Annotated in this window: 14 protein-coding genes and 2 pseudogenes; 10 read left to right on the top strand and 6 right to left on the bottom strand. The window is 39.0% G+C overall.

The window, feature by feature from the left end; genetic code table 11:
• Positions 1–799: 799 nt before the first annotated feature.
• A complete protein-coding gene (locus NMK93_RS18860; RefSeq protein ID WP_254526893.1) occupies positions 800–961 on the bottom strand; it encodes a hypothetical protein in 162 nt (53 codons plus the stop codon).
• Between the two features lie 975 nt (positions 962–1936).
• Here NMK93_RS18860 and NMK93_RS18865 point away from each other — a divergent pair.
• Entirely contained in the window at positions 1937–2152 is a 216-nt protein-coding gene (locus NMK93_RS18865) for a hypothetical protein (protein ID WP_254526892.1), read from the top strand.
• A gap of 858 nt (positions 2153–3010) precedes the next feature.
• Here NMK93_RS18865 and NMK93_RS18870 read toward each other — a convergent pair.
• The 5 genes from NMK93_RS18870 to NMK93_RS18885 form a co-directional block, all read right to left on the bottom strand.
• Positions 3011–4669 (bottom strand): hypothetical protein, encoded by a 1659-nt coding sequence (locus NMK93_RS18870; protein ID WP_254526891.1) that lies wholly within the window; start codon positions 4667–4669, stop codon positions 3011–3013.
• Between the two features lie 24 nt (positions 4670–4693).
• Positions 4694–4882, bottom strand: coding sequence for a hypothetical protein (locus NMK93_RS18875; RefSeq protein WP_254526890.1), 189 nt, complete (start codon positions 4880–4882; stop codon positions 4694–4696).
• A gap of 1859 nt (positions 4883–6741) precedes the next feature.
• On the bottom strand, positions 6742–6927 hold the full coding sequence (locus NMK93_RS19835; protein ID WP_368041465.1) for a DoxX family membrane protein: 186 nt from the start codon (positions 6925–6927) through the stop codon (positions 6742–6744).
• On the bottom strand, positions 6927–7430 hold the full coding sequence (locus tag NMK93_RS18880) for a VOC family protein (RefSeq protein WP_254526889.1): 504 nt from the start codon (positions 7428–7430) through the stop codon (positions 6927–6929). The genes NMK93_RS19835 and NMK93_RS18880 overlap by 1 nt, the downstream gene beginning before the upstream one ends.
• Before the next feature lie 136 nt (positions 7431–7566).
• Positions 7567–7869, bottom strand: a complete 303-nt coding sequence (locus tag NMK93_RS18885; protein WP_089765587.1) for a DUF3861 family protein — start codon at positions 7867–7869, stop codon at positions 7567–7569.
• Positions 7870–8176: 307 nt separating this feature from the next.
• On the opposite strand from NMK93_RS18885, the gene NMK93_RS18890 reads away from it, so the two are divergent.
• The 9 genes and pseudogenes from NMK93_RS18890 (at position 8177) to NMK93_RS18930 (ending at position 21407) form a co-directional block, all read left to right on the top strand.
• Positions 8177–9052 carry an AraC family transcriptional regulator gene (locus tag NMK93_RS18890; protein ID WP_254534172.1) on the top strand — a complete coding sequence of 292 codons (876 nt, stop codon included), beginning with the start codon at positions 8177–8179 and terminating at the stop codon, positions 9050–9052.
• A gap of 154 nt (positions 9053–9206) precedes the next feature.
• Complete coding sequence (locus tag NMK93_RS18895) at positions 9207–10979, top strand: oleate hydratase (protein ID WP_254526887.1); 1773 nt, start codon at positions 9207–9209, stop codon at positions 10977–10979.
• A 120-nt stretch (positions 10980–11099) separates the two neighbouring features.
• Positions 11100–12695, top strand: a complete 1596-nt coding sequence (locus tag NMK93_RS18900; protein ID WP_089765578.1) for an oleate hydratase — start codon at positions 11100–11102, stop codon at positions 12693–12695.
• A gap of 13 nt (positions 12696–12708) precedes the next feature.
• The gene (locus NMK93_RS18905; RefSeq protein WP_089765576.1) at positions 12709–13605 is read left to right on the top strand and encodes a 3-hydroxyacyl-CoA dehydrogenase; all 897 of its coding nucleotides are present in this window, start codon (positions 12709–12711) and stop codon (positions 13603–13605) included.
• A 93-nt stretch (positions 13606–13698) separates the two neighbouring features.
• Positions 13699–14019, top strand: coding sequence for a MarR family winged helix-turn-helix transcriptional regulator (locus NMK93_RS18910; protein ID WP_254526886.1), 321 nt, complete (start codon positions 13699–13701; stop codon positions 14017–14019).
• Positions 14020–14081: 62 nt separating this feature from the next.
• Positions 14082–15139: pseudogene (locus NMK93_RS18915) on the top strand (IS3 family transposase); the annotation flags it as partial.
• Positions 15140–15142: 3 nt separating this feature from the next.
• Positions 15143–16423 (top strand): annotated as a pseudogene (locus NMK93_RS18920) (TraM recognition domain-containing protein); the annotation flags it as partial.
• Positions 16424–16519: 96 nt separating this feature from the next.
• Positions 16520–16906, top strand: a complete 387-nt coding sequence (locus NMK93_RS18925; protein WP_045754278.1) for a hypothetical protein — start codon at positions 16520–16522, stop codon at positions 16904–16906.
• A 160-nt stretch (positions 16907–17066) separates the two neighbouring features.
• On the top strand, positions 17067–21407 hold the full coding sequence (locus tag NMK93_RS18930; RefSeq protein WP_254526885.1) for a CusA/CzcA family heavy metal efflux RND transporter: 4341 nt from the start codon (positions 17067–17069) through the stop codon (positions 21405–21407).
• The last annotated feature ends 10 nt before the right edge of the window (positions 21408–21417 follow it).

Raw genomic sequence — 21417 nt, forward strand, 5'->3', positions numbered from 1 at the left:
TCAACAATAAACTATGAAAACACACCGTTTTAAGGGTTTACAAAACGGGAAAAGAGGAAGTTCCAAACCGCCCTAAGAAAAGCAAAAAAGCCGTTTTACGCAAAGTAAAAACGGCTTTTTTGAAAGTGACCCCGCTGAGGCTCGAACTCAGGACCCACAGATTAAGAGTCTAAAGGTCTACGATCGACAACAAGGTTAAAATTGTTCATTTCCTGCTTGCTAGAGCAATATATGAACATTTTTCCAATATTCAAAAATAAGGGCTGTGACGTATTTGTGACGGTTTTATATCTTACCACAGTTGCAATTCTCCTCCCCCCATACTTCGTCTGGCACTCATAATCTAAACTTCTTAGCATACTAATCCCTACAAGAAAGATTTAGATTTTTATTTTAAAGTTTTCAGGAAAAAGCTGTATCGGTTGAATACTAAACTTTTATAAAGATAATCAAAAAAGTCAGGTAGCGATTTGGTAACGGTGCTTATTGCTTTGCTTTTCAACGTGTTTCCGTTAGCTCATAGCAAATATGATAAAAATGAGTGAGAAATTTTATTCAGCTTTTATAAAACCGAATTATGTTTGCTTATTTTAAAAAAGACGGCGTTAAATGCTAGTCATGGTCGGAAGATTTTCTTCCGGCTTTTTTGTTTTTTACATGTGTAAAAATATTTTTATAATTATTTGATAATCAAATAATTAGTTTTTTTTATCGTTTAAATTATGTATATATACTGATAATCAAACATTTATGTCAGTATTCAAAGACCACAAAGTTTCCCTTAGTCAGGTTCTGGATTTCATTCCTGAGGCGCTTTTAAGCCATCTTTCAGCGACCACCAATGTTGACCATTATACCATTCTTTATCTACGAATGTTCTTGCCGGTATTGCGGAGAAGAATTTTTGTAATTCTTTCAGTTTTACTTTCACTTTGATGTAAAGCGAATTAGGTTTTAACATAATTTTCCTTTTTTAATTATCCAGGTTAAAACATAAAATAACCTCTCCCATTCAACTTCATCGGCAAACCAATCTTCAATAAAATATTCCTGCATAAGCAAACTCCCCAATGGAAAAGTATAAGCACATCGTTGGTGTATCTCGGATAATACAATGGCTGTAATCTATCGCAGATACTGTACACCGGTGGATTGGTTCTTTCTGTGGGAGAAAAGGCTTTTGTGTTGCCATTAATATTGCACCCCACTAAAAGTTTGTACATAATACTTTCTTTATCACTTCATGATAGAATGATTTATTTAACAATAGACTCTCATTAATTCCCATCGGATTTTAATTTTTTCGAATTAATGAAATTCATCACGCCCTATACCAAAAGTGAAATTCCAATGATGAGTACGATTGTGAGTTGTTGTTGCCATTTATGTTATTTTAAAAAAACCAGGATATGCACATAAAATCGGCAATATCGCCGTCATATTATATGGCACCGTGGTTCAGCCACATTTCGGTTTCGTTGGTATATTTTATCTTGAACAAAATTCCTCAATTTCTTTAGAACTGACAATCTAATTCACTTAACAAACCGTCTACAGCTTATTTAACAGATAGATACAAAGTATCTACAAGGGGTTTAAATTGCTTGATTTCAGAAAATTCCGATCAAGAGTCCTCCATTTATTGGTTTCTTTAAAAGAGTATATTTCGTGGTGGGATTAATTTCGTTACTTCACCTGCTGATTTAGCTGATATTATGCTTATCAAAGTAGTAGATACACATCGCTGGACTACCTTTTCTTTTCGAAAAGACTTAAAGTTCTGAGTTTGGAAATGCGTATAAGCCAAACAAAAAGACATCTTCTCGGTTAGACTATTCAATGCCTTAATCCAATAATGTTTTTGCTTTTTCATTAGGGTTTCTATGGAATCTTTTTCATATATGATAAACAATTTATAGGTATCATTGTGTCATATATGAAAAAGAAAGAACCAAAACAAAATCAAAAGGGTATTTCAATAAAATCTCGAATTAGGGAACCCAACAAATCATTCCTCAACCACCTTCAGGTACAGGCAAATAAAATGTGTGAGCTCCTAGGAGAAAAACAAGGAGAACAGTTTATAAAGGATTCTTTAAAAGAATGGCCACATCTAATAAAAAGAGAATTGGAAATTTTCAAAAACCCCTAAGTCAGTTATGGATAATACTCAAATATTAAGTTTGAACCTCAAAATTTTTTCTTACTCTTTTTTTCTTTTTGAAGCTCTAGTATAGAACGTCTATAAATATCATTTCTAATTCTCAAAGACAATTATGCAATCTGACGGCCGATGACCATGTTTATGGCTTCTTTTACAATGTACAACTTATCGAAATACAGCCTAAATCTATTGAACCCAATGAATGAAATATACATCAATACCAGCCATCCGTCTTTACTCACTTGGGATACTGCCAAAAAAATGAAAAGAAAAATGCGCTGGAGAAGAAATAATTCTTTAATAACGATACTCTGGTCAGCAAAGGAGGAGGGCAAAACCATTATGCTACAGTTTCTCAGGAGAGGGTGTTATTGGAGGCTACAAACTTGTTAATGAATATCAAAAGGTCATTGAAAAGTTCCGCGATTTGGAGTACTATTCTCGTGATCTACCTGTTTCGGCATGCGAACTAATTGCCGAAGGAAGCCCGTTTACTTATCGGACATTTACGATCTTGGCCCTTAAAAATTCGAGCATTTCCTAATCAGTTCACCGACAAACAATGTCTGGATCGAGCCGTGCAATTGCCTCAGCGCTAAACCGGTCGACCAAACGTCCCGCCTGAAAGAAGCCATGAAGCCTAGCTAACAGGAACTAAACCATTTTACAGAAATGGAAACAGTTGTTATTTTATAATGCCTATTAAATGTGATTGTATATTAAAATTTAACTCTAAATGCCAGAATTCCCGATTAATAATATTCATTACCAGTATATAATAAACATTTTTGAGGTTAAAAAAACTACTACATAAATCAATGACTTTAAGTTGAGACTTAGGTCTGATTATATTGCATCTTTTACACAACGAATAGGATTAAGTTCAAGTTTCCACCATCCTCCTAAACTGGAATATCCCTGCCTAACATGAAGTGAATTGTAGTTTTCGTTTGAGTCAGCTGTGATTGACCAATAATTAGCACCATCCACCATGTCTCGGCTGATATTTCCATTCCTAAAAGTTCCAGTATACGGAAGAAATAAATATTTTTTCTGTTCAGAAATATCGGAAGGAATTACCACAAGACTGGATGGTCCATAGTACCTACCTTTAGTAGATGACGCTCCATAGGTTCCAGGGATACCAGGATTACCGTTAAACTTTGCCCCTGAAAATAGTTTTTGAAAATCACCCTTGGTAGGAGTCCTCCACTCTGGGGAAACTTTTGAGCAAGGATCACCAGAGGGGTAATCATTATATCTAGAAATCGGAGAGTTCATATTAGTAAAGCTTCTTCCGGGAATAACTTTTCCCGCCATCCAATAATCTCCTGACTTTTCGTCCTTTGAATATTGATCTTGATCTGAAAGAAATGAATATGCCCAGGAGGTTCCATTATATAACGACACTAAATTCCCAGGAGCCCAAATAAGGTCTCCTATTTGTATTCCATCGCTAGAAAACTCCTTTATGTTCAATGTAATCTCATATCGGGTTCCTGGAGTAATATTCACCGGTACTTCCAAATTGTTTTTTGTCACACCTCCAATAGATAGAGATCCGATCTTTAGAACAGCACCTGTCGTTCCAGATGGAATTGCTACTTTAACAGGAAGTGAATTGGTTGAAATAATTTCCCTAGAATTGACAGTTGCTGGAAAATCAAATCCTTTCTGAATCAAATTTGACGAAAAGCTTAGACTTCCATCAGCTATTTTAGCATTGCCCTCACCATACGAGTCCAAATACACATTCCTAATAGCATTGAAGTTCCCAGAAATTTTTTCTGAATTTATATTCAATTTAAGAGTTTTAATCTCAGCTATTTTATTGTCCAGTATTACGTCAACTCTATTCTCTGTTTCTCCAGAAAAGGTGATGTTGCCTTTGAAAAAGTACAAAAACTTCGTATCTGACTCAAGTGGTATAGAAGCTTCGCTAAGTTTTTGAGATGCATTTATCTGAGTTATTGAAGTATTACCAAATGAATAAGCAACTATACTGTAACCTGAGCCAGCATCAAGACCGGTAAATGGGGTATTAGTTCCGTTTTGAGAGAATGTTTTTTGTTGCACTAGATTATCACCTTTATAAATTGCAACATGGTATTTTATATTGCTTCCCAGAGGCTGCTGTATAGAAGTTGAGTTATTAGATGCCCTCAATTCTTTATTGCTCTCTCCCTGAAATTCATTGACAAAATTTATTTCTTCAACTGGATTTAATATTACTTCCATCACATGATCTTTATCAAACTTTATTTGATAGCCCTTTTCATCCGCCACTTTTTGTCTGCCATTGTGAGAAGCTTTAATAATTTTTTGGTTATTATTTCCAGGAGAGGTTGCTTTACTATTTTTGATCGATTCTCCAATTAAGTTAACGCTGAGGCTCGCCTTTCCATTAACAGAAAAATCCTGTTTTTCAGAACATGAAAAAAGAAAAAAAAGGCTGAAGCTCAAAATTGACGCAAAAACTTTTTGCTTTGATATAAACTCGTTCATTTTAATTTTTATTGTATATTTAATTTACCAACTTACGTCCTGGGTAAAATTATCTTCAGTCCATTTTTCATCCACTTGGTAATCTCCATTGTTTCCCATAGGGATAACCTTAGCAGAACCGGCTGCAATAGACTCTTCTAACTCCACTTCACAAATTGTAATCTTTGGGGAAATATAAATTTTAGATTTACCAATTTTGCTATATTTTGACATTTTTAAAAACTTAGTATTTGACTATTTGAGTCGGTTTTTAATAAAACCACGCAAATTTAATTGATTTCAGCCTGCTTTTAAGTGTTGTGGGAAAAGTGAAATTCATTCTGTAGTTTTTATGCTACAGCAGTAATGGTTATTACTGATGTTCTTGAAGAATAATAAATTCTCATGATCAGACCATTTTATTTTTATTATTGTCTACATCGGAGATTGTCCCATACTTAAAATCCTGGATTGTCGGTTATATACTGTTCTTCATTTATACCTGCTCCCATAATGATTCATACGGGAATGCTCTTGTTCAAAAGTTTGTTCCCGCCCATTAACTTAGGTAGGATTATCCTTTATCGTTTGTAGGACAGATTGAGGACCTTTAGGGTGAGACAGGACGTTAACGAATGGCAGGTTAAATGTAATAGCACCATAGAATGATCGGGGCCTCCGTAAACTATCCCTTTTGACATCGAATTATTCAATTTTGTATTGAATTGAATAGTTCCCTTTTTCCCGATGCATTTGTAAAGCTGCTGGTCAATATAATGTTCAAGATCCATGTTAAACGAAATTGTTTCCATGTATTTATCGCAACTCGTTAGTCTTACTAAAAAATTAATCTTCTATTAAACAGACATCTCGCATCCAGCAATAAAATCAATAAAAAAAACTTTCTTTAAAACAAAAAAAACATTCTACAGCATGTTCAAAATAAAAAAGAGTCAAATTAAAGCCTTTTTTAACCAATAAAATTTATAAATTCAATCAGAACAATGTATTCTATACATTAAAAATACAACTAACAGGATTTTATAGACATAAACGTGCGTTTTGTTTTCACAAAACAACTCATTAATCAAAATAATATATGATTTTTTAATAATTTCTTGATAAAAATCAATAAAAATCCAAATCATCACAACATTAATCGCAACATAACACAATTTATTTATCAAAAAGTACAGTATCAATTAAAAAAATGAGTACTTTTACGTGAAATACATTAATAACGTTATTTTTTACTAAAATTGCCCTCTCATAACAAACATAGGTTTATAATTGGTTGATTAATGGTCCCCTTCTCCAGGGGACCTTAATCTATTTAAGTTTTGTTATAAAAATTTCACTTTGAAATTCTCCATCTAATTGGAAATGCTAGCTGTTATTTTTTTGTCAATAACTATACGCTAATGCCATATATAGCCCTAATAAAAAAGATATTTTCTTTCCCCCGTTTTTGGTCTGATGCAGATAACTGTTGCCAAATAGTAGAATATTAATTACCTCCTTCCAATTCAAGTTCGCTCCACTCCCCTTGGGATAAGGTAAATCCTATATCCGTAGTTTCCTTCCAAATATGAAAGGTTCTTTCTGGAATAGGAACAAGATACTGTGGTTTTTAAACAACCGCCCTAAGGCTATCTGTTCAACGGTCATTCCTCTTGTTCGTCTGAATTTATTCAGTTCATTTAATGATTTTAAGGTTTTCCTTTTTTGCTCCGGATAAATAGTGGAAAAATATGACTATTATCATTCTGTTTTATCCGAACACCAACCCTTATTAAGTGATTTGAACGGCAAACTTTTAGAGGTTTCTTTTGTCAATTTTTCTGAAAAACTGTTTTTCAGAACTTGAGAATCAGCTTTTAAGTTTGACCTCACTTGAGTTGTAACTGACAGCTAAAATACTACGAAAGCTAATTTTGGGAGGTGGGCTGAAAAAGGTACTTTCATCGAATATTACAACCTGATTGATACGACAGATTTCTATTCCAGTAATTCATGAAGTTTCTTCAATTGGGCTTCCCTTAATGTTGTTCATAAGGAAGGGGCAAGGCTACCGAAGAATTGTCCGATAATGGTTAACCACGATATAATGTCGGGACCTCTACAGCCCTCATATGATGGATTGTCCCTTTAATACCACCACCACCAAACCAGCCCAAAACTTTTTGGGCACCGTGGGGAAACATAATAACCCCAAGGACAACTCTCAGTAGTGTTATTGCCGGGTCGTCCGTCGTACTAAATATTGAAAGTATATCCATTAGAAATCCCCCCTTTTTATTTGGTCAAATATCTTTTCATACCCAAGGTCGAAATACAGTACCTCCAGGTAATGGCCGTACTCTTTTACAGTATCTAAATAGGTGAATTTGGTACTGTCGCCAACCTCACCCGCCTGTGCTATTTTTAGTCCCTGATCTGTGAGTCTTTTCATAGTAGCATCGTAATCGAACACTTTTACCGCCATATGATGAATGCCCATCCATTCATACTTTTTAAGGAACTCATCATAGGTACTGTGTCCGCGAATCGGTTCGATGATTTCTATGTTTGTATTTCCCATTTGACCAAATGCAAGATTTACATCTATATCTAAGGGTTCACCATACAAAGTCTGGTTTCTTATTTCAGGCTTTTCCAGTTTCAAAAATTTAGGAACGCCCATAGTCTTCTCGAAAAATGAGATAGACCTGTCCATGTCTGAGGTCACAAAACCTATCTGGTAAAATCCAGCAAACATCGGATCGATAAATGTTTTTTCCATTTTGAATATCTTTAGATTATAAAATACAAATTTTCAGCTTGTTACGAAATGCTAAAAGGGCGAAACAACTGTAATCTTAGTTAAAATGACTGTTGTTGGATTAAAGCAGAAATAAATGATGGTTATTAGACTTATGCTATTTTCCTTTTTTCAGCTTCATCATAAATGCGCCTACCGTTTCCGTTAAATCTTTTAATACAGGATTAGGTGTTTTCCGGTTTCTGAGCAAAACTTCACTGAATAATTTCAGTCCGATGAAAAATTCGGTGTTGTCATTCGGGTTTTCAAAAATGGCGCTGCTTTTAGCTATTTCGAGTATTTTAAACAGATCATCGTGATTTTGAAACTCTAAAATCAAGGGCTCGTTTTCAAACGTCTGACCCTGCAGATCTGTCAACCCCTTTATTGTAAGTTGGTAATTGTATGCTTTCTTGTCCATTGTAATTTATTAAAGTGAAACTGCAATAATTTATAGTGCAAAGTTTCAGCATATCGTGATGAAGTAAAAGGGCAGTTCGACCCTAAACTTAGTCGAAGTGTCTGTTCGGGAATGATGCTCTCAAAATGGAATATCTAAATATCATTAAGCCTTGGGATACCGTCTATAAACAAAAACGAGAAAATATTTTGATATATTTGGGGCTTGCAATGAACCTGGAATCTTTGCTTAAATCTTCTTTCGGAATAGTGAAAGCTCCGATGTTTAACAAGGTAAAATCCCCGATGAAGTTATTTAAAGGATATATATGAAATCATACGAAAATTTAAAGGAAACCCTTGCATTTTATGGGGTTAATTGCAACGAGCCTTATTATATTTCCTCAGGTAATTCAATTCTTAAATTCCCAAAGAAATCATTCCGAATAGATTTTTATGCATTTTGTATCTGTCTTGCCGGTAATATTGAACTTGAAATAGATAACAATACATATAATATCAATCAGAATGGCTTCCTCATTTCCGCACCTTCTACTATCATAAAATTTAAAAAAGTAAGCAAGGATTTCAGGATGAAGCTGCTATTTTTTTCAAAAGACTTTCTGCTTAAAAATATTGCCAACCCCTTCATTATTGACAAGATGAATCTGTTTCGGTACGGCTCGTACAATATTCTGGAAGCCGACATACAACAAGCGGTTCCATTGTATGCGTTTTTGGACTATCTGCAAATAAAAACTTCCGTAAAAGGTAAATTTACAGAAGAGATAATTCGCACGATTATCTTTAATCTTTTGCTGGAAATTGCGGAGATAGTTAGTTTAGAAGGAGGCGATTCGAAAGAGAATAAAAAGAAGAAAAAGGAATTGTTTTTGAAGTTTGATGAATTGGTAAAGGAAAATATCCTGCTTTATAAAGATGTCGGTTTTTATGCAAAACAGCTGTGCATATCTGACAAATACCTGATAGAAGTGGTAAAGAAAGCCACCGGCAAAACACCTCATCAAATCATCGATGAAGCGCTGCTGAAAGAAGCGTATGTTATGCTTGGCAATCCTGGATTCAATATTTCCCAGATTGCAGATCTGCTTCAATTCAGTTCCGTTTCAGCTTTCGGTAGGTTTTTCAAAAAATATGCTTCCATTTCTCCTACCGAATATCGTAGGCAGCAGAATATCTCCTAACCCGAATTTCAGAACGACATAACTGAATTTCGGGTTGAAAAAGAATTTGAATATATTTGAATATATACGTCACTTTATTAAAGAGCAAGTATGCAAGAATAGATTTCAAAACGTTTTCTATTAGCATAACAAAAACATTCTTAAAAAGGAAATTATGTATTACAGCAATGGAAATTATGAAGCATTTGCAAATCCCAAAAAACCCGCAAATGTAGACCAAAAATCAGCGTATCTGATTGGTTCAGGATTGGCATCTCTTTCTGCTGCGGCTTTTATGATCCGCGACGGGCAGATGAACGGCAGTAAGATTCATATTTTAGAAGAACTGGCACTTCCAGGCGGCAGTATGGACGGTATCCTGGATGAACAAAAGGGATATATCATTCGCGGCGGCCGTGAGATGGAAGTCCATTTCGAAACCTTGTGGGATCTTTTCCGCAGTATCCCTTCCCTTGATACCGAAGGAGCATCTGTACTGGACGAATTTTACTGGCTGAACAAAGAAGACCCTTCCTTCTCTCATACAAGGGTGATCGTCGATAAAGGAGAACGTCTCTCTACCGATGGACTGCTTACCTTGACACCAAAAGCCATACAGGAATTAATAAAACTGGTTTTGATTCCCGAAGAAAAATTGCAGGATTTGCGGATAGACCAGGTATTCACCGAAGATTTCTTCAATTCCAACTTTTGGTTATACTGGGCAACGATGTTCGCTTTCGAACCCTGGGCCAGTGCATTGGAGATGCGCCGCTATGTGTTGCGTTTCATACCTCACGTAGGCAAAATTGCCGATATGTCTTCGCTTCGTTTTACCAAGTACAACCAGTACGAGTCGTTGATTCTACCGCTTGTCAATTATCTTAAAGAACAGGGGGTTGATTTTCAATACAATACCCAGGTTCAAAATATTATAGTTGATACAAAAGACCATAAGAAAGTAGCACAGCGTATAGAATTGATTCAGGACGGTCAAGAAAAGCAAATCCAATTAACAGAAAATGATTTGGTATTTGTAACGAATGGCTCCATCACGGAAAGCACCACTTATGGCGATAACAATACGCCGGCTCCCGTAACGTCAGATATCGGTGGCAGCTGGAAGCTTTGGAAAAAGCTGGCACGACAAGATGCCAGTTTCGGAAAACCAGAGAAATTCTGCGAAAATATTCCAGAAGCCAACTGGGTCATTTCCGGAACCATTACGTTGACGGACGATAAAGTATTGCCTTATATTGAAAAAATCACGAAAAAAGACCCGAAGAGTGGCAGTATTGTAACCAGCGGGCCTGTAACCATCAAAGATTCCAGCTGGTTATATGGTTTTTCCATCAGCCGCCAGCCCCACTTTAAAAAACAGAAAGACAATGAGGTGATTGTTTGGGTGTATGGATTGTTCTCCGATAAGCCCGGTGATTATGTCAAGAAAAAAATAACCGAATGTTCCGGAGCCGAATTGTGCGAGGAGTTATTATATCATATCGGTGTTCCCGAAAGTGAAATCGCAGCTATTGCCCAAAATTCGGCTAATACCATCCCTTGTCGTATGCCCTATATTACTTCTTATTTTATGCCTCGTGCATTGGGCGACCGTCCTTTGGTCGTTCCGGAAGGTTCGGTCAACCTCGCGTTTATCGGCAATTTTGCTGAGACTGAAAAAGATACGGTATTTACGACAGAATATTCCGTACGTACAGCAATGGAAGCGGTTTATACGTTGTTAGATGTAGACCGGGGCGTTCCTGAAGTTTTTGCTTCCTCTTTCGACATCAGGGTTCTATTAGAATCCATTTATTTTCTGAATGATAAAAAGAACCTCAAAGAACTGGATCTTCCCTGGCTTTTATCCATTGTAGAAAAATATGGGCTTAAAAAAATTGAAGGAACATACGCTGAAGAAATATTGCGTGAAGCAAAGCTTTTGTAACCAACCAATTCCGGCAACCGAGTACAATAATTTTTCAACCGGCTGCCGGTTTTCAATTTTTATATAATTATAAAATACAACTAGGAAATACTTGTTGTTGATCTAAAATTTATTAAAAATATGAGCACAAACAATTCAGAAAAACACGCCTATTTCGTCGGAGGCGGATTGGCCAGCCTGGCAGGAGCCGTTTATCTATTGGAAGACGGTGGATTCAAAGGAGAAAACATCCACATTATAGAAGCCTTGCCCATTTTGGGCGGAAGCAACGACGGGGCAGGCAGCAAGGAAAAAGGCTTCATCTGCCGTGGCGGAAGGATGCTAAACGAAGAAACTTACGAGAATTTCTGGGATCTTTCCAGCCGCATTCCCTCTCTGGAAGTTCCTAATATTTCTGTTAAGGATGAAATATTGGCTTTCGACCACGCCAATCCTACGAATGCCCAAGCCCGTCTGATTGATAAGGACGGTAATAGATTGCCCGTTACCGATATGCAGTTCGATACCAAGGATCGTATGAAAATGGTAAAGCTGTTTTTTACCGATGAAGATGAACTGGATAATGTAACGATCCGCGATTGGTTCGATGACCATTTCTTCACCACCAATTTCTGGTATATGTGGCAGACCACCTTCGCCTGGCAGGAATGGAGCAGCATCTTCGAATTTCAACGCTATATGAAAAGGATGCTGTTGGAATTTTCCCGTATAAATACATTGGAAGGCGTGACTAGAACGCCCTATAACCAATATGAATCGGTCATTTTACCCATCAAAAAATACCTGGACAAATACAATGTGGACTTTTCACTTCGTAAAACGGTTACAGACCTTCATTTTAAGGACAACGATAACATCACCGTTTCTGAAGTAGAATGTGTCAATGCTGAAGGAAATACGGAAATAATTGCCGTAAACGAAGATGATTTGGTCTTCTTTACGAATGGATGTATCACCGATAATTCCAACAATGGCGATTATAAAACGCCTGCCAGATATTTACCCGGCAATCCGCCAAGTTTTGCCCTATGGCGCAAAATAGCAGATAAGAAACCGGGAAGATTGGGCAATCCCGATCCTTTCTTTACCAAACCGGACGAAACCAAATGGTATTCTTTCACGCCGACCTTCAAGGGCAACAAGATGCTGAAGCTCATTGAGGAATATTCCGGAAATAAACCAGGAAGCGGAGCCCTGATGACTTTCAAGGACTCTTCGTGGCGGATGTCCATCGTTGTGGCGGCACAACCGCATTTCAAGGCACAAGGTGATGATACCACCATACTTTGGGGTTATGGATTATACCCTGATGCTATCGGCGATTTTGTCAAAAAACCGATGATAGACTGTACAGGCGAAGAATTGCTCACTGAATTAATTCACCACCTGCATTTTGAGCAGCACGAAGCCGACATCAAGGAAAGCGTCATCAACGTTATCCCTTGTATGATGCCTTATATCGATGCCCTTTTCCAGCCGAGAGCCAAGGCCGATCGCCCTGCCGTGGTACCTGAAGGTTCTACCAATCTCGCCCTGATCAGCCAGTTCGTGGAAATACCGGAAGATATGGTGTTTACCGAAGAGTATTCCGTTCGCGCGGCAAGGTGGGCAGTATATACGTTGCTTGGATTGGACAAAAAAGTAGCACCTGTAACCGAATACTGGAAACGACCTGATGTATTGGCTAAAGCCATTCATACTTCGTACAGATCATAAAAACAAAAAGATTATGAATTTTAAAAATGTAACAGTCGCCGGAAGTGGCGTATTAGGATATCAGATTGCTTTTCAAACCGCATTTCACGGATTCAATGTAACCGTGTACGACATTAATGATGAAGTTTTGGAAAAAGCAAAAACTAAGTTCCAAATCCTGAGCGAAGCCTTTAAAAAAGATTTAGGAGCTACGCAGGAACAATTAGATGCTACCAAAAGCCGGTTGTCTTACCACTCGGATTTGGCGGAAGCAGTAAAGGATGCCGACCTGTTGATAGAAGCAGTACCGGAAAATCCGCAGATTAAAATTGACTTCTACCAGAAACTAGCCAAGGTAGCACCTGAAAAAACGGTCTTTGCGACCAACTCGTCTACACTCTTGCCAAGCCAATTTGCCGAGTTTACTGGAAGACCGGAAAAATTTGTTGCCCTGCATTTTGCGAATGAAATCTGGAAACACAATACCGGAGAAGTGATGAGGCACCCGGGCACTTCGGATGAGGTTTTTGAAAGCCTTCTCGTATTCGCAAAAGAGATTGGGATGGTACCGTTGGCTATTCATAAAGAGCAGCCGGGGTATATTGTCAATTCCCTATTGGTACCTTTATTAGGAGCTGGTCTGGGATTGTTGGTAAATGGTATCGCGGACGTGGAAACCATAGACAAAACCTGGATGGTGGCTACCGGAGCACCGGTGGGTCCGTTTGGGATATTGGATGTAGTTGGGGTTACTACTGCTTACAACATCAACAAAATGGCAGCTGAAGCTACAAAAGACCCCGTTAAGCAAAAAGTGGTGGAATACCTGAAAGAAAATTTCATCGACAAGGGTAAACTGGGGATTGCAACCGGCGAAGGATTTTATACATATCCTGATCCGGCTTATAAGGACAAAGACTTTTTGAAGTAAAAATATCCCTTACCATTTAGTACTTTCTCCCGATGAAATAGAAATTTCATCGGGAGGAGTTTTTACAATATTGTGCCGGAAATAAAAATTGAAATGACAGACCAGCTAAAATTAACAAATCAGGGATGTTTTCCGGTCTATGCATTGGCCAAAGAAATCGTAAACCACTACAGGCCCTATCTGGAAAAGCTGGATTTGACCTATCCTCAATATTTGGTGATGTTGGTATTGTTGGAAGAAAATGAACAGACCGTTACCCAATTGGGAGAAAAACTGAAACTGGACAGCGGTACTCTGACCCCGCTGCTGAAAAGAATGCAGCAAAAGGAACTGATTTTCAGAAAACGGAGCCATGCGGACGAACGTGTCGTAAATATATCCGTAACCGAAAAGGGGCAGCAACTAAAAATGTAAGCTCCCCCGAAAACAAGACTGTTAGAGAATAGAAAAAAGAGTGCTAACTTTAACAGTTAATTATGAAAGGGAAACGATTCAAACCGGAGCAGATCAGTAAGATCTTAAAAGAATTTGAAGCAGGCAAAAGTGTTCAGGAGCTCACACGGGAATACGGGGTGAGTTCAGCCACGTTTTATAAATGGCGTCAGCGGTATGGGGGTATGGAGAGCAGTGAACTGAAGCGGATGAAGGAGCTGGAGGAAGAGAACCGGAAGCTGAAGCGTATGTATGCTGATCTGGCATTAGACCTGGAGGCGGCAAAGGAGGTGATAAAAAAGCTTTGAAGCCCTGCCAGCGCAGACAGGTTGCTCAGGAATTGGTGGATTTGGGCAAAGGCATCAGCAGGGCGTGCCGCACAGTGGGATTGAGCAAGACCTGTTATTATTATGTATCGGATCGCGATGATAGTGAGGTGGAGAAAGCCTTGCGCATCAAGGCCGAACAGTTCCCCCGGGAGGGTTTCTGGAAAGCCTACGGCCGCTTGCGCCGGGAAGGTCATTTATGGAACCATAAGCGGGTACACCGCGTTTATAAGCTGATCGGGCTGAATATCCGCAGGAAAATGAAAAGACGTCTGCCCCAGCGAGTAAAACAACCATGGATCATTCCGCTCTCGGCCAACGACACCTGGAGCATGGATTTTATGAGTGACGCGCTCAGCAATGGGCGCAAATTCCGTTCCTTCAATGTGATGGACGATTTCAACAGGGAGGCGCTGCATATCGAGGTGGATTATTCCATGCGCAGCTCACGGGTGGTGTGGGTGCTGAACCACCTGATCAAACGTAGGGGAAAACCCAAGAAAATCTGGATGGATAACGGTCCGGAGTTTATTTCACAGATATTGACCGAATGGAGCCAGGTTAATGGTATCGAGTTTCTGTACATCCAGCCAGGAAGGCCTATGCAGAACGGACTGGTGGAAAGATTGAACGGTACTTACCGCGATCATGTGCTGGACAGCTACCTTTTCGACACGATAGACGAAGTCAGGGAAGTGACATGGAAATGGATGGACGATTACAATAATTACCGACCCCATGATAGTCTCGGTGATCTTGCTCCTGTAGAGTATGCCGCTTCCACGATTGCCTACAATCACTTATTAAAGAACGGGGATAAATACAAAGTACAGCCAAAATTTTATGTGATAAATTTTGACGACCCTCGCAAGAGCCACCGTTGCAACCCACTCAATCCCGACTTTATGACCTACATCAGCGACGCCTATGAAGCAGCATAAACCATAATGTTAAACCTCAACAGGTCGTGGATACAGAAGCAAGGAGATTTCTTCGTGGAAAGCCCGATTATTCTATTAGCAGCTATTATTTGGTATTTAAAAATCTATGATAACGGAAAGTATTGTACCTTTCCACACGGCATTGAGTTACTGAATAAAAAGTACGCAGACGTATTTACGATTTTAACTTCTTATCCTGATTTAGAGAACTATTTATCTCCCTTTATGGATGCTTGGCAGGGAGGCGCACAAGACCAATTACAGGGACAGATTGCATCAGCTAAAATACCTTTGTCAAGAATGATTAGCCCACAGTTGTATTGGGTAATGACAGGCGATGATTTTTCATTAGACATAAATAACCCACGTGAGCCTAAAATCCTTTGTGTAGGAAACAACCCCGACAGGCAAAATATTTATTCGGCGGCTTTGGGTTTGTACAATTCCCGAATTGTCAAACTCATTAATAAAAAAGGACAATTAAAGAGTTCTGTCATTATAGACGAGTTACCGACAATTTATTTTAGAGGCTTGGACAATCTTATTGCAACGGCGAGAAGTAATAAGGTAGCGGTTTGCTTAGGCTTTCAGGATTTTTCCCAATTAATTCGTGACTATGGAGATAAGGAAGCTAAGGTAATTCAGAACACGGTCGGTAATATTTTTAGCGGTCAGGTCGTGGGCGAAACGGCAAAGAGCCTGTCAGAACGCTTTGGGAAAGTATTACAGAAACGCCAAAGTATGACGATTAACCGAAATGACAAATCAACTTCAATTTCTACCCAATTAGACAGTCTTATTCCAGCTTCAAAAATCAGTACACTTACACAAGGTATGTTTGTCGGTTCAGTGTCCGATAACTTTGACGAACGTATAGAACAAAAGATATTTCACGCAGAAATTGTAGTAGATAACGAGAAAGTTGCTGCCGAAACAAAAGCGTACCAGAAGATACCGGAAATTTTATCCTTTGTCGATGAAAGCGGAGAAGATAATATGAAACGGGATATTGAGAACAATTATCGTCAGATAAAATTAGACATTGTTCATATCGTGGAAAGTGAAATGGAGCGTATAAAGAACGACCCGAATTTACAGCATTTGATACAGGAGGGATAATATTGAATTTTTAAATCATTTATTTTGAAATATTTTAAATTACAGCGTCTTATAAAAGAGAGCAGACTTTTTTATTAACTTTGTTAAGTGAAAAAAATGTTTTCAATATTATTATTGTCTGTGTATTTAATTTCGACAACTGAATTAGGTCAGTTATTGAAGTTTCCTATACTTATAGAGCATTATTTCGATCACAAAGAAAAAAATCCGGAGGTTACTGTTTTGCAATTTTTGGAAGTTCATTACGCCGGGAGCCATCTGGAAAACCATCCACACGATGACGATTATGAACAAGACAAACAATTACCGTTTATCGTACATATCGATGTTTTGAATATCAGTTTTGTACTTGTCCCCCCTTTTAGTTTTGATATAGAAACCAAAAAACTTGTAGGCAAAGAACCCAAAACCTTGCCTTTGGACGATACATTTTCTGATAACAATTACCGTTCTGCCATCTGGCAACCTCCGAAATTCTGTTAATCTTTTTTGATTTCCACGATGAATCCTTTCATCGTGCATTTGCTGTTTGATAATACTTTCATTCGGGCAGTCGGTGTATTTTGTGTCCGCCTGTAGGATTGATCATGTATTGGAAACGTCAAATCTCTTTATTTATCATTTACGATTAACAGAATAAATTATGCTTACAAAAATCATTGAGTTTTCTGTAAAGAACAAACTCATTATAGCATTATTGGTTCTTGGTTTAATCGGCATTGGCTCTTATCAGGTAAGCAAATTACCGATTGATGCTGTGCCGGACATTACCAATAATCAGGTGCAGGTTATTACAATCGCTCCGTCTTTTGGGGCAACCGATATCGAACGTCTGGTTACTTTCCCAATTGAACAGGCGAACTCCAATATTTCCGGACTCAAAGAAATCCGCAGTTTCTCCCGTTTCGGATTGTCCTTGGTTACCATTGTTTTTGATGATGGTATTGATGTGTATTGGGCAAGACAACAAGTGGCAGAGCGGCTGCAACAGGTTCAGAATGAAATTCCGCAAGGTATCGGAACACCGCAATTAGGGCCGATTTCTACCGGTTTGGGCGAAATCTATCAATATGTCGTTCGTCCTAAAGAAGGTTTTGAACAAAAATACGACGTTACGGAACTCCGTACCATTCAGGATTGGATTGTGCGTCGACAGCTACTTCAGGTCAAAGGCGTAGCGGAAGTCAGCAGTTTTGGCGGTAAATTGAAGCAATACGAGATTGCCGTGAATCCCGACCGACTTAATGCTTACGGCATTACCATCAATGATGTTTTTGATGCACTGAATGCCAATAACCAGAACACCGGCGGTGCTTATATCGAAAAAGGGCCAACCGTTCTCTACATTCGGAGCGAAGGTTTGGTGGGCAATATTGAGGATATTCAAAACATTTCCATTACCAATAAAAACAACGATGTACCGCTGTTTATCCAAGATGTAGCTGATGTCAAAATTGGTTTTGCCACCCGTTACGGAGCGATGACTTACAACGATCAGGGCGAAGTTTCGGGTGCGGTGGTGATGATGCTGAAAGGTGCCAACAGTAGTCAGGTCATCAGAGATGTAAAAGCCAAAGTGGCTCAAATCCAGAAAACCCTGCCCGAAGGCGTGGTGATAGAACCCTTTCTTGACCGTACCAAAATGGTGAATAATGCCATCAGCACGGTAGAGAGAAACCTTATGGAAGGTGCTTTAATCGTGGTATTTGTCCTCGTTTTATTTCTCGGAAATTTCAGAGCCGGCTTACTCGTGGCTTCGGTGATTCCACTAGCAATGCTTTTTGCCATTTGTATGATGAACCTTTTCGGGGTGAGCGGCAATCTGATGAGTTTGGGTGCACTGGATTTTGGATTAATCATCGACGGAGCGGTCATTATTGTAGAAGCCGTCCTGCATCAGTTATCCCTCAATCCTAAGTTCAAGAGCCTGCTGAAAATTCCGTCCAATGATATGGATAGTGTAGTTACAGAATCTGCCGGAAGAATGATGAACAGTGCAGTTTTCGGACAAATTATCATCTTCATTGTGTACATTCCGATCCTAACATTGCAGGGGATTGAAGGGAAAATGTTCCGCCCGATGGCAGAAACGGTGGCGTTTGCATTATTAGGTGCATTTCTGCTTTCCCTAACCTACATTCCGATGATGAGTTCGGTTTTGTTGAAGAAAAGAAGTTTAAAACCTTCGTGGTCGGACAGGGTAATGAAGAAAGTAGAAGCGCTTTATTTGAAAACCTTGCTGAAAGTTTTACGCATTCCGAAAACCATTTTTACCATAATCGGGATATTGTTCATCACGGCAATAATTCTGCTAAGCAGAATGGGCGGCGAATTTATTCCGTCTTTGGAAGAAGGTGATTTTGCGGTGGATACCCGCGTTTTACCGGGCAGCAACCTTACCACCACGATTGAAAGTACGCAAAAAGCAGCCCATATCTTAAAAACCCGTTTCCCCGAAGTGGAAAAAGTGGTCACCAAGATAGGAAGTGGAGAAGTGCCTACCGATCCGATGCCAATGGATGCTTCGGATATGATGGTCATTCTGAAAGACAAAAAAGAATGGACTTCCGCCAAAACGTTTTCCGAATTATCAGAAAAAATGAGCAAAGCACTGGAAGATGTGCCCGGTATTACAGTTGGTTTTCAGTATCCGGTAGCGATGCGTTTTAATGAACTGATGACTGGTGCAAGACAGGATGTGGTCATCAAAATCTTTGGCGATAATCTGGATTCTTTGGTGCAAAATGCCAACCAACTCGGTAAAATCATTGAAACGGTAAAAGGTACACAAAACCTTTATATAGAACCGGTTTCCGGGCTTCCGCAGGTGGTGGTAAAATACAATCGTCCCGTGATTGCTCAGTATCATCTTTCTGTTGCAGATGTCAATCGGGTGATTAATACCGCATTTGCCGGACAGAGTACAGGTTTGGTTTTTGAAGGCGAAAAACGCTTTGATATGGTAGTACGCCTGAATGCCAGTGACCGAAAAAACATCAATGATATTCAAAATCTATTGGTTCCAACACCTGCAGGCAATCAGATCCCGCTCAATCAGCTGGCAACCGTAGATGTGGTGGAAGGTCCCAATCAAATTCAACGTGAAAATGCACAACGCCGTATTGTCGTCGGCTTCAACATCAAAGACCGTGATGTGCAAAGCATTGTGGAAGAATTGCAGGGTAAAGTGGACAAACAGATTAAACTTCCGGCCGGCTATTCTATTACGTATGGCGGTTCTTTTGAAAATCTGAACAACGCCAAACAACGGTTGATGATTGCCGTTCCGCTGGCATTGGCATTGATATTTGTCCTGTTGTTTATGGCGTTCAAGTCGATTAAAGAAAGTCTTCTGATTTACACCGCCATTCCGTTGTCGGTCATCGGAGGTGTATTTATGTTGAATTTACGCGGAATGCCTTTCAGCATCAGTGCTGCCGTTGGTTTTATCGCTCTTTTTGGCGTAGCGGTTTTGAACGGTATTGTATTGATTTCAGAATTTAACCGACTGCATAAAAACGGCATTAGAAATATCGTCAGAATTGTGATTGATGGCGGCGAAAGCCGATTGCGTCCGGTATTGATGACCGCAGCCGTTGCCTCCCTCGGCTTTATCCCGATGGCAATAAGCACAGGTGCTGGAGCAGAAGTGCAGCGACCTTTGGCGACCGTGGTAATTGGCGGACTGATATTGGCCACTTTGCTCACCCTTTTTGTCCTACCGCTTTTATATGTCAATATCGAAAATGGATTTAAAATGAAAAAACCAAAATCCAAACATGTCGCCTCTGTTCTGTTGATTTTTATGCTGTTTTCAGGAATAAAAATGAAGGCACAAACCATAATTTCTTTAGATGAAGCCGTGCAAACAGCGTTGCAAAACAATCGCAACCTGAAAAATGAAAAACTGCGTTCGGATTATGCCAAAGCATTGATTAAAACTTCTAATGCCGATATTCCGCAAACCGCAGTTACAGCAGATTACGGACAAATAAATAGTGCATACAACGATATGAAATTCGGGATTTCACAGAGCATCGCTTTTCCAACTGTGTATCAGAAACAGAAAAATTTGCATTCCGAAGAATGGAAAAAAAGCCAGTTGAATGTTTCGCTTAAAGAATTTGAACTGAAAAAAGCCGTCAGCCAAAGTTATTTCCAGATAGTGTATTGGAAAGATAAGGAAAAATTGCTGAATGAAACGTTGCAACTGTACACCCAATTTTTAGACAAAGCCAGTTTGCGTTTAAAAGCTGGAGAAAGCAATATTCTGGAAAAAACAACGGCTTCCAACCAAAAATCGGCGATTGAGATTCAGTTGAAACAAGTGCAGCAGGAAATAAAAACCTTGCAGTTGCAGTTCAGTTGGTTGCTCAATTCCGAAACGGAATATCTTCCTTTGGAAAATTCCAGACCGGTTCTTTTGCTTCAGGAAAATGCTTCGCATCCCTTGTTACATGTATTGGAACAGCAAAAAACGGTTGCCGGCAAACAAACCGAAGTGGAAAAATCCAGACTTCTTCCGGGTTTGCAAATCGGTTATAATCTCAATTCGTTCAAAGGTATGGGACCTGATGATAAACTGTATTCTGCTACACCACAGTTTCATTCGGTGATGGTAGGTGTTGGCATTCCAATATTTTCAGGCGGACAAAAGGCAAGAATTCACGCTTCTAAAGTGGCGGAAAGCATTGCGGAAAACGATTGGCATAATACGGAATTTGCATTAGAGAAAAAACAGAAACAGCTCAAGCAAATGTATCAAACGAATCTCGAAATCATCAACCGTTACGAAACTGATGAACTGAAAAATGCAGACATCATTACCAAAACAGCACAGCAACAATTCATTAACGGAGAAATCAATTATCTGGAATTTGTAATGCTCGTCAATCAGGCAGTTTTGCTCAAAAGCAATTATGCAGATGCCCTATTGAAACTAAACGAAAGCGTGGTTGAACTGAATTATATCACGATTCAGTAGTTGATGAACA

Origin of the sequence: Sphingobacterium sp. LZ7M1, from assembly GCF_024296865.1 — a bacterium.
Taxonomy (GTDB): Bacteria; Bacteroidota; Bacteroidia; order Sphingobacteriales; family Sphingobacteriaceae; genus Sphingobacterium.

What these genes read in the sequence shown, in the direction of transcription:
- NMK93_RS18875 (WP_254526890.1), bottom strand. Translation starts at nt 4,882, where the DNA reads ATGTCAAAATATAGCAAAATTGGTAAATCTAAAATTTATATTTCCCCA.
- NMK93_RS18895 (WP_254526887.1), top strand. Translation starts at nt 9,207, where the DNA reads ATGTATTACAGCAATGGAAATTATGAAGCATTTGCAAATCCCAAAAAA.
- NMK93_RS18860 (WP_254526893.1), bottom strand. Translation starts at nt 961, where the DNA reads ATGTTAAAACCTAATTCGCTTTACATCAAAGTGAAAGTAAAACTGAAA.
- NMK93_RS18905 (WP_089765576.1), top strand. Translation starts at nt 12,709, where the DNA reads ATGAATTTTAAAAATGTAACAGTCGCCGGAAGTGGCGTATTAGGATAT.
- NMK93_RS18925 (WP_045754278.1), top strand. Translation starts at nt 16,520, where the DNA reads ATGTTTTCAATATTATTATTGTCTGTGTATTTAATTTCGACAACTGAA.
- NMK93_RS18880 (WP_254526889.1), bottom strand. Translation starts at nt 7,430, where the DNA reads ATGGAAAAAACATTTATCGATCCGATGTTTGCTGGATTTTACCAGATA.
- NMK93_RS18865 (WP_254526892.1), top strand. Translation starts at nt 1,937, where the DNA reads ATGAAAAAGAAAGAACCAAAACAAAATCAAAAGGGTATTTCAATAAAA.
- NMK93_RS18930 (WP_254526885.1), top strand. Translation starts at nt 17,067, where the DNA reads ATGCTTACAAAAATCATTGAGTTTTCTGTAAAGAACAAACTCATTATA.
- NMK93_RS19835 (WP_368041465.1), bottom strand. Translation starts at nt 6,927, where the DNA reads ATGGATATACTTTCAATATTTAGTACGACGGACGACCCGGCAATAACA.
- NMK93_RS18890 (WP_254534172.1), top strand. Translation starts at nt 8,177, where the DNA reads ATGAAATCATACGAAAATTTAAAGGAAACCCTTGCATTTTATGGGGTT.
- NMK93_RS18910 (WP_254526886.1), top strand. Translation starts at nt 13,699, where the DNA reads ATGACAGACCAGCTAAAATTAACAAATCAGGGATGTTTTCCGGTCTAT.
- NMK93_RS18870 (WP_254526891.1), bottom strand. Translation starts at nt 4,669, where the DNA reads ATGAACGAGTTTATATCAAAGCAAAAAGTTTTTGCGTCAATTTTGAGC.
- NMK93_RS18900 (WP_089765578.1), top strand. Translation starts at nt 11,100, where the DNA reads ATGAGCACAAACAATTCAGAAAAACACGCCTATTTCGTCGGAGGCGGA.
- NMK93_RS18885 (WP_089765587.1), bottom strand. Translation starts at nt 7,869, where the DNA reads ATGGACAAGAAAGCATACAATTACCAACTTACAATAAAGGGGTTGACA.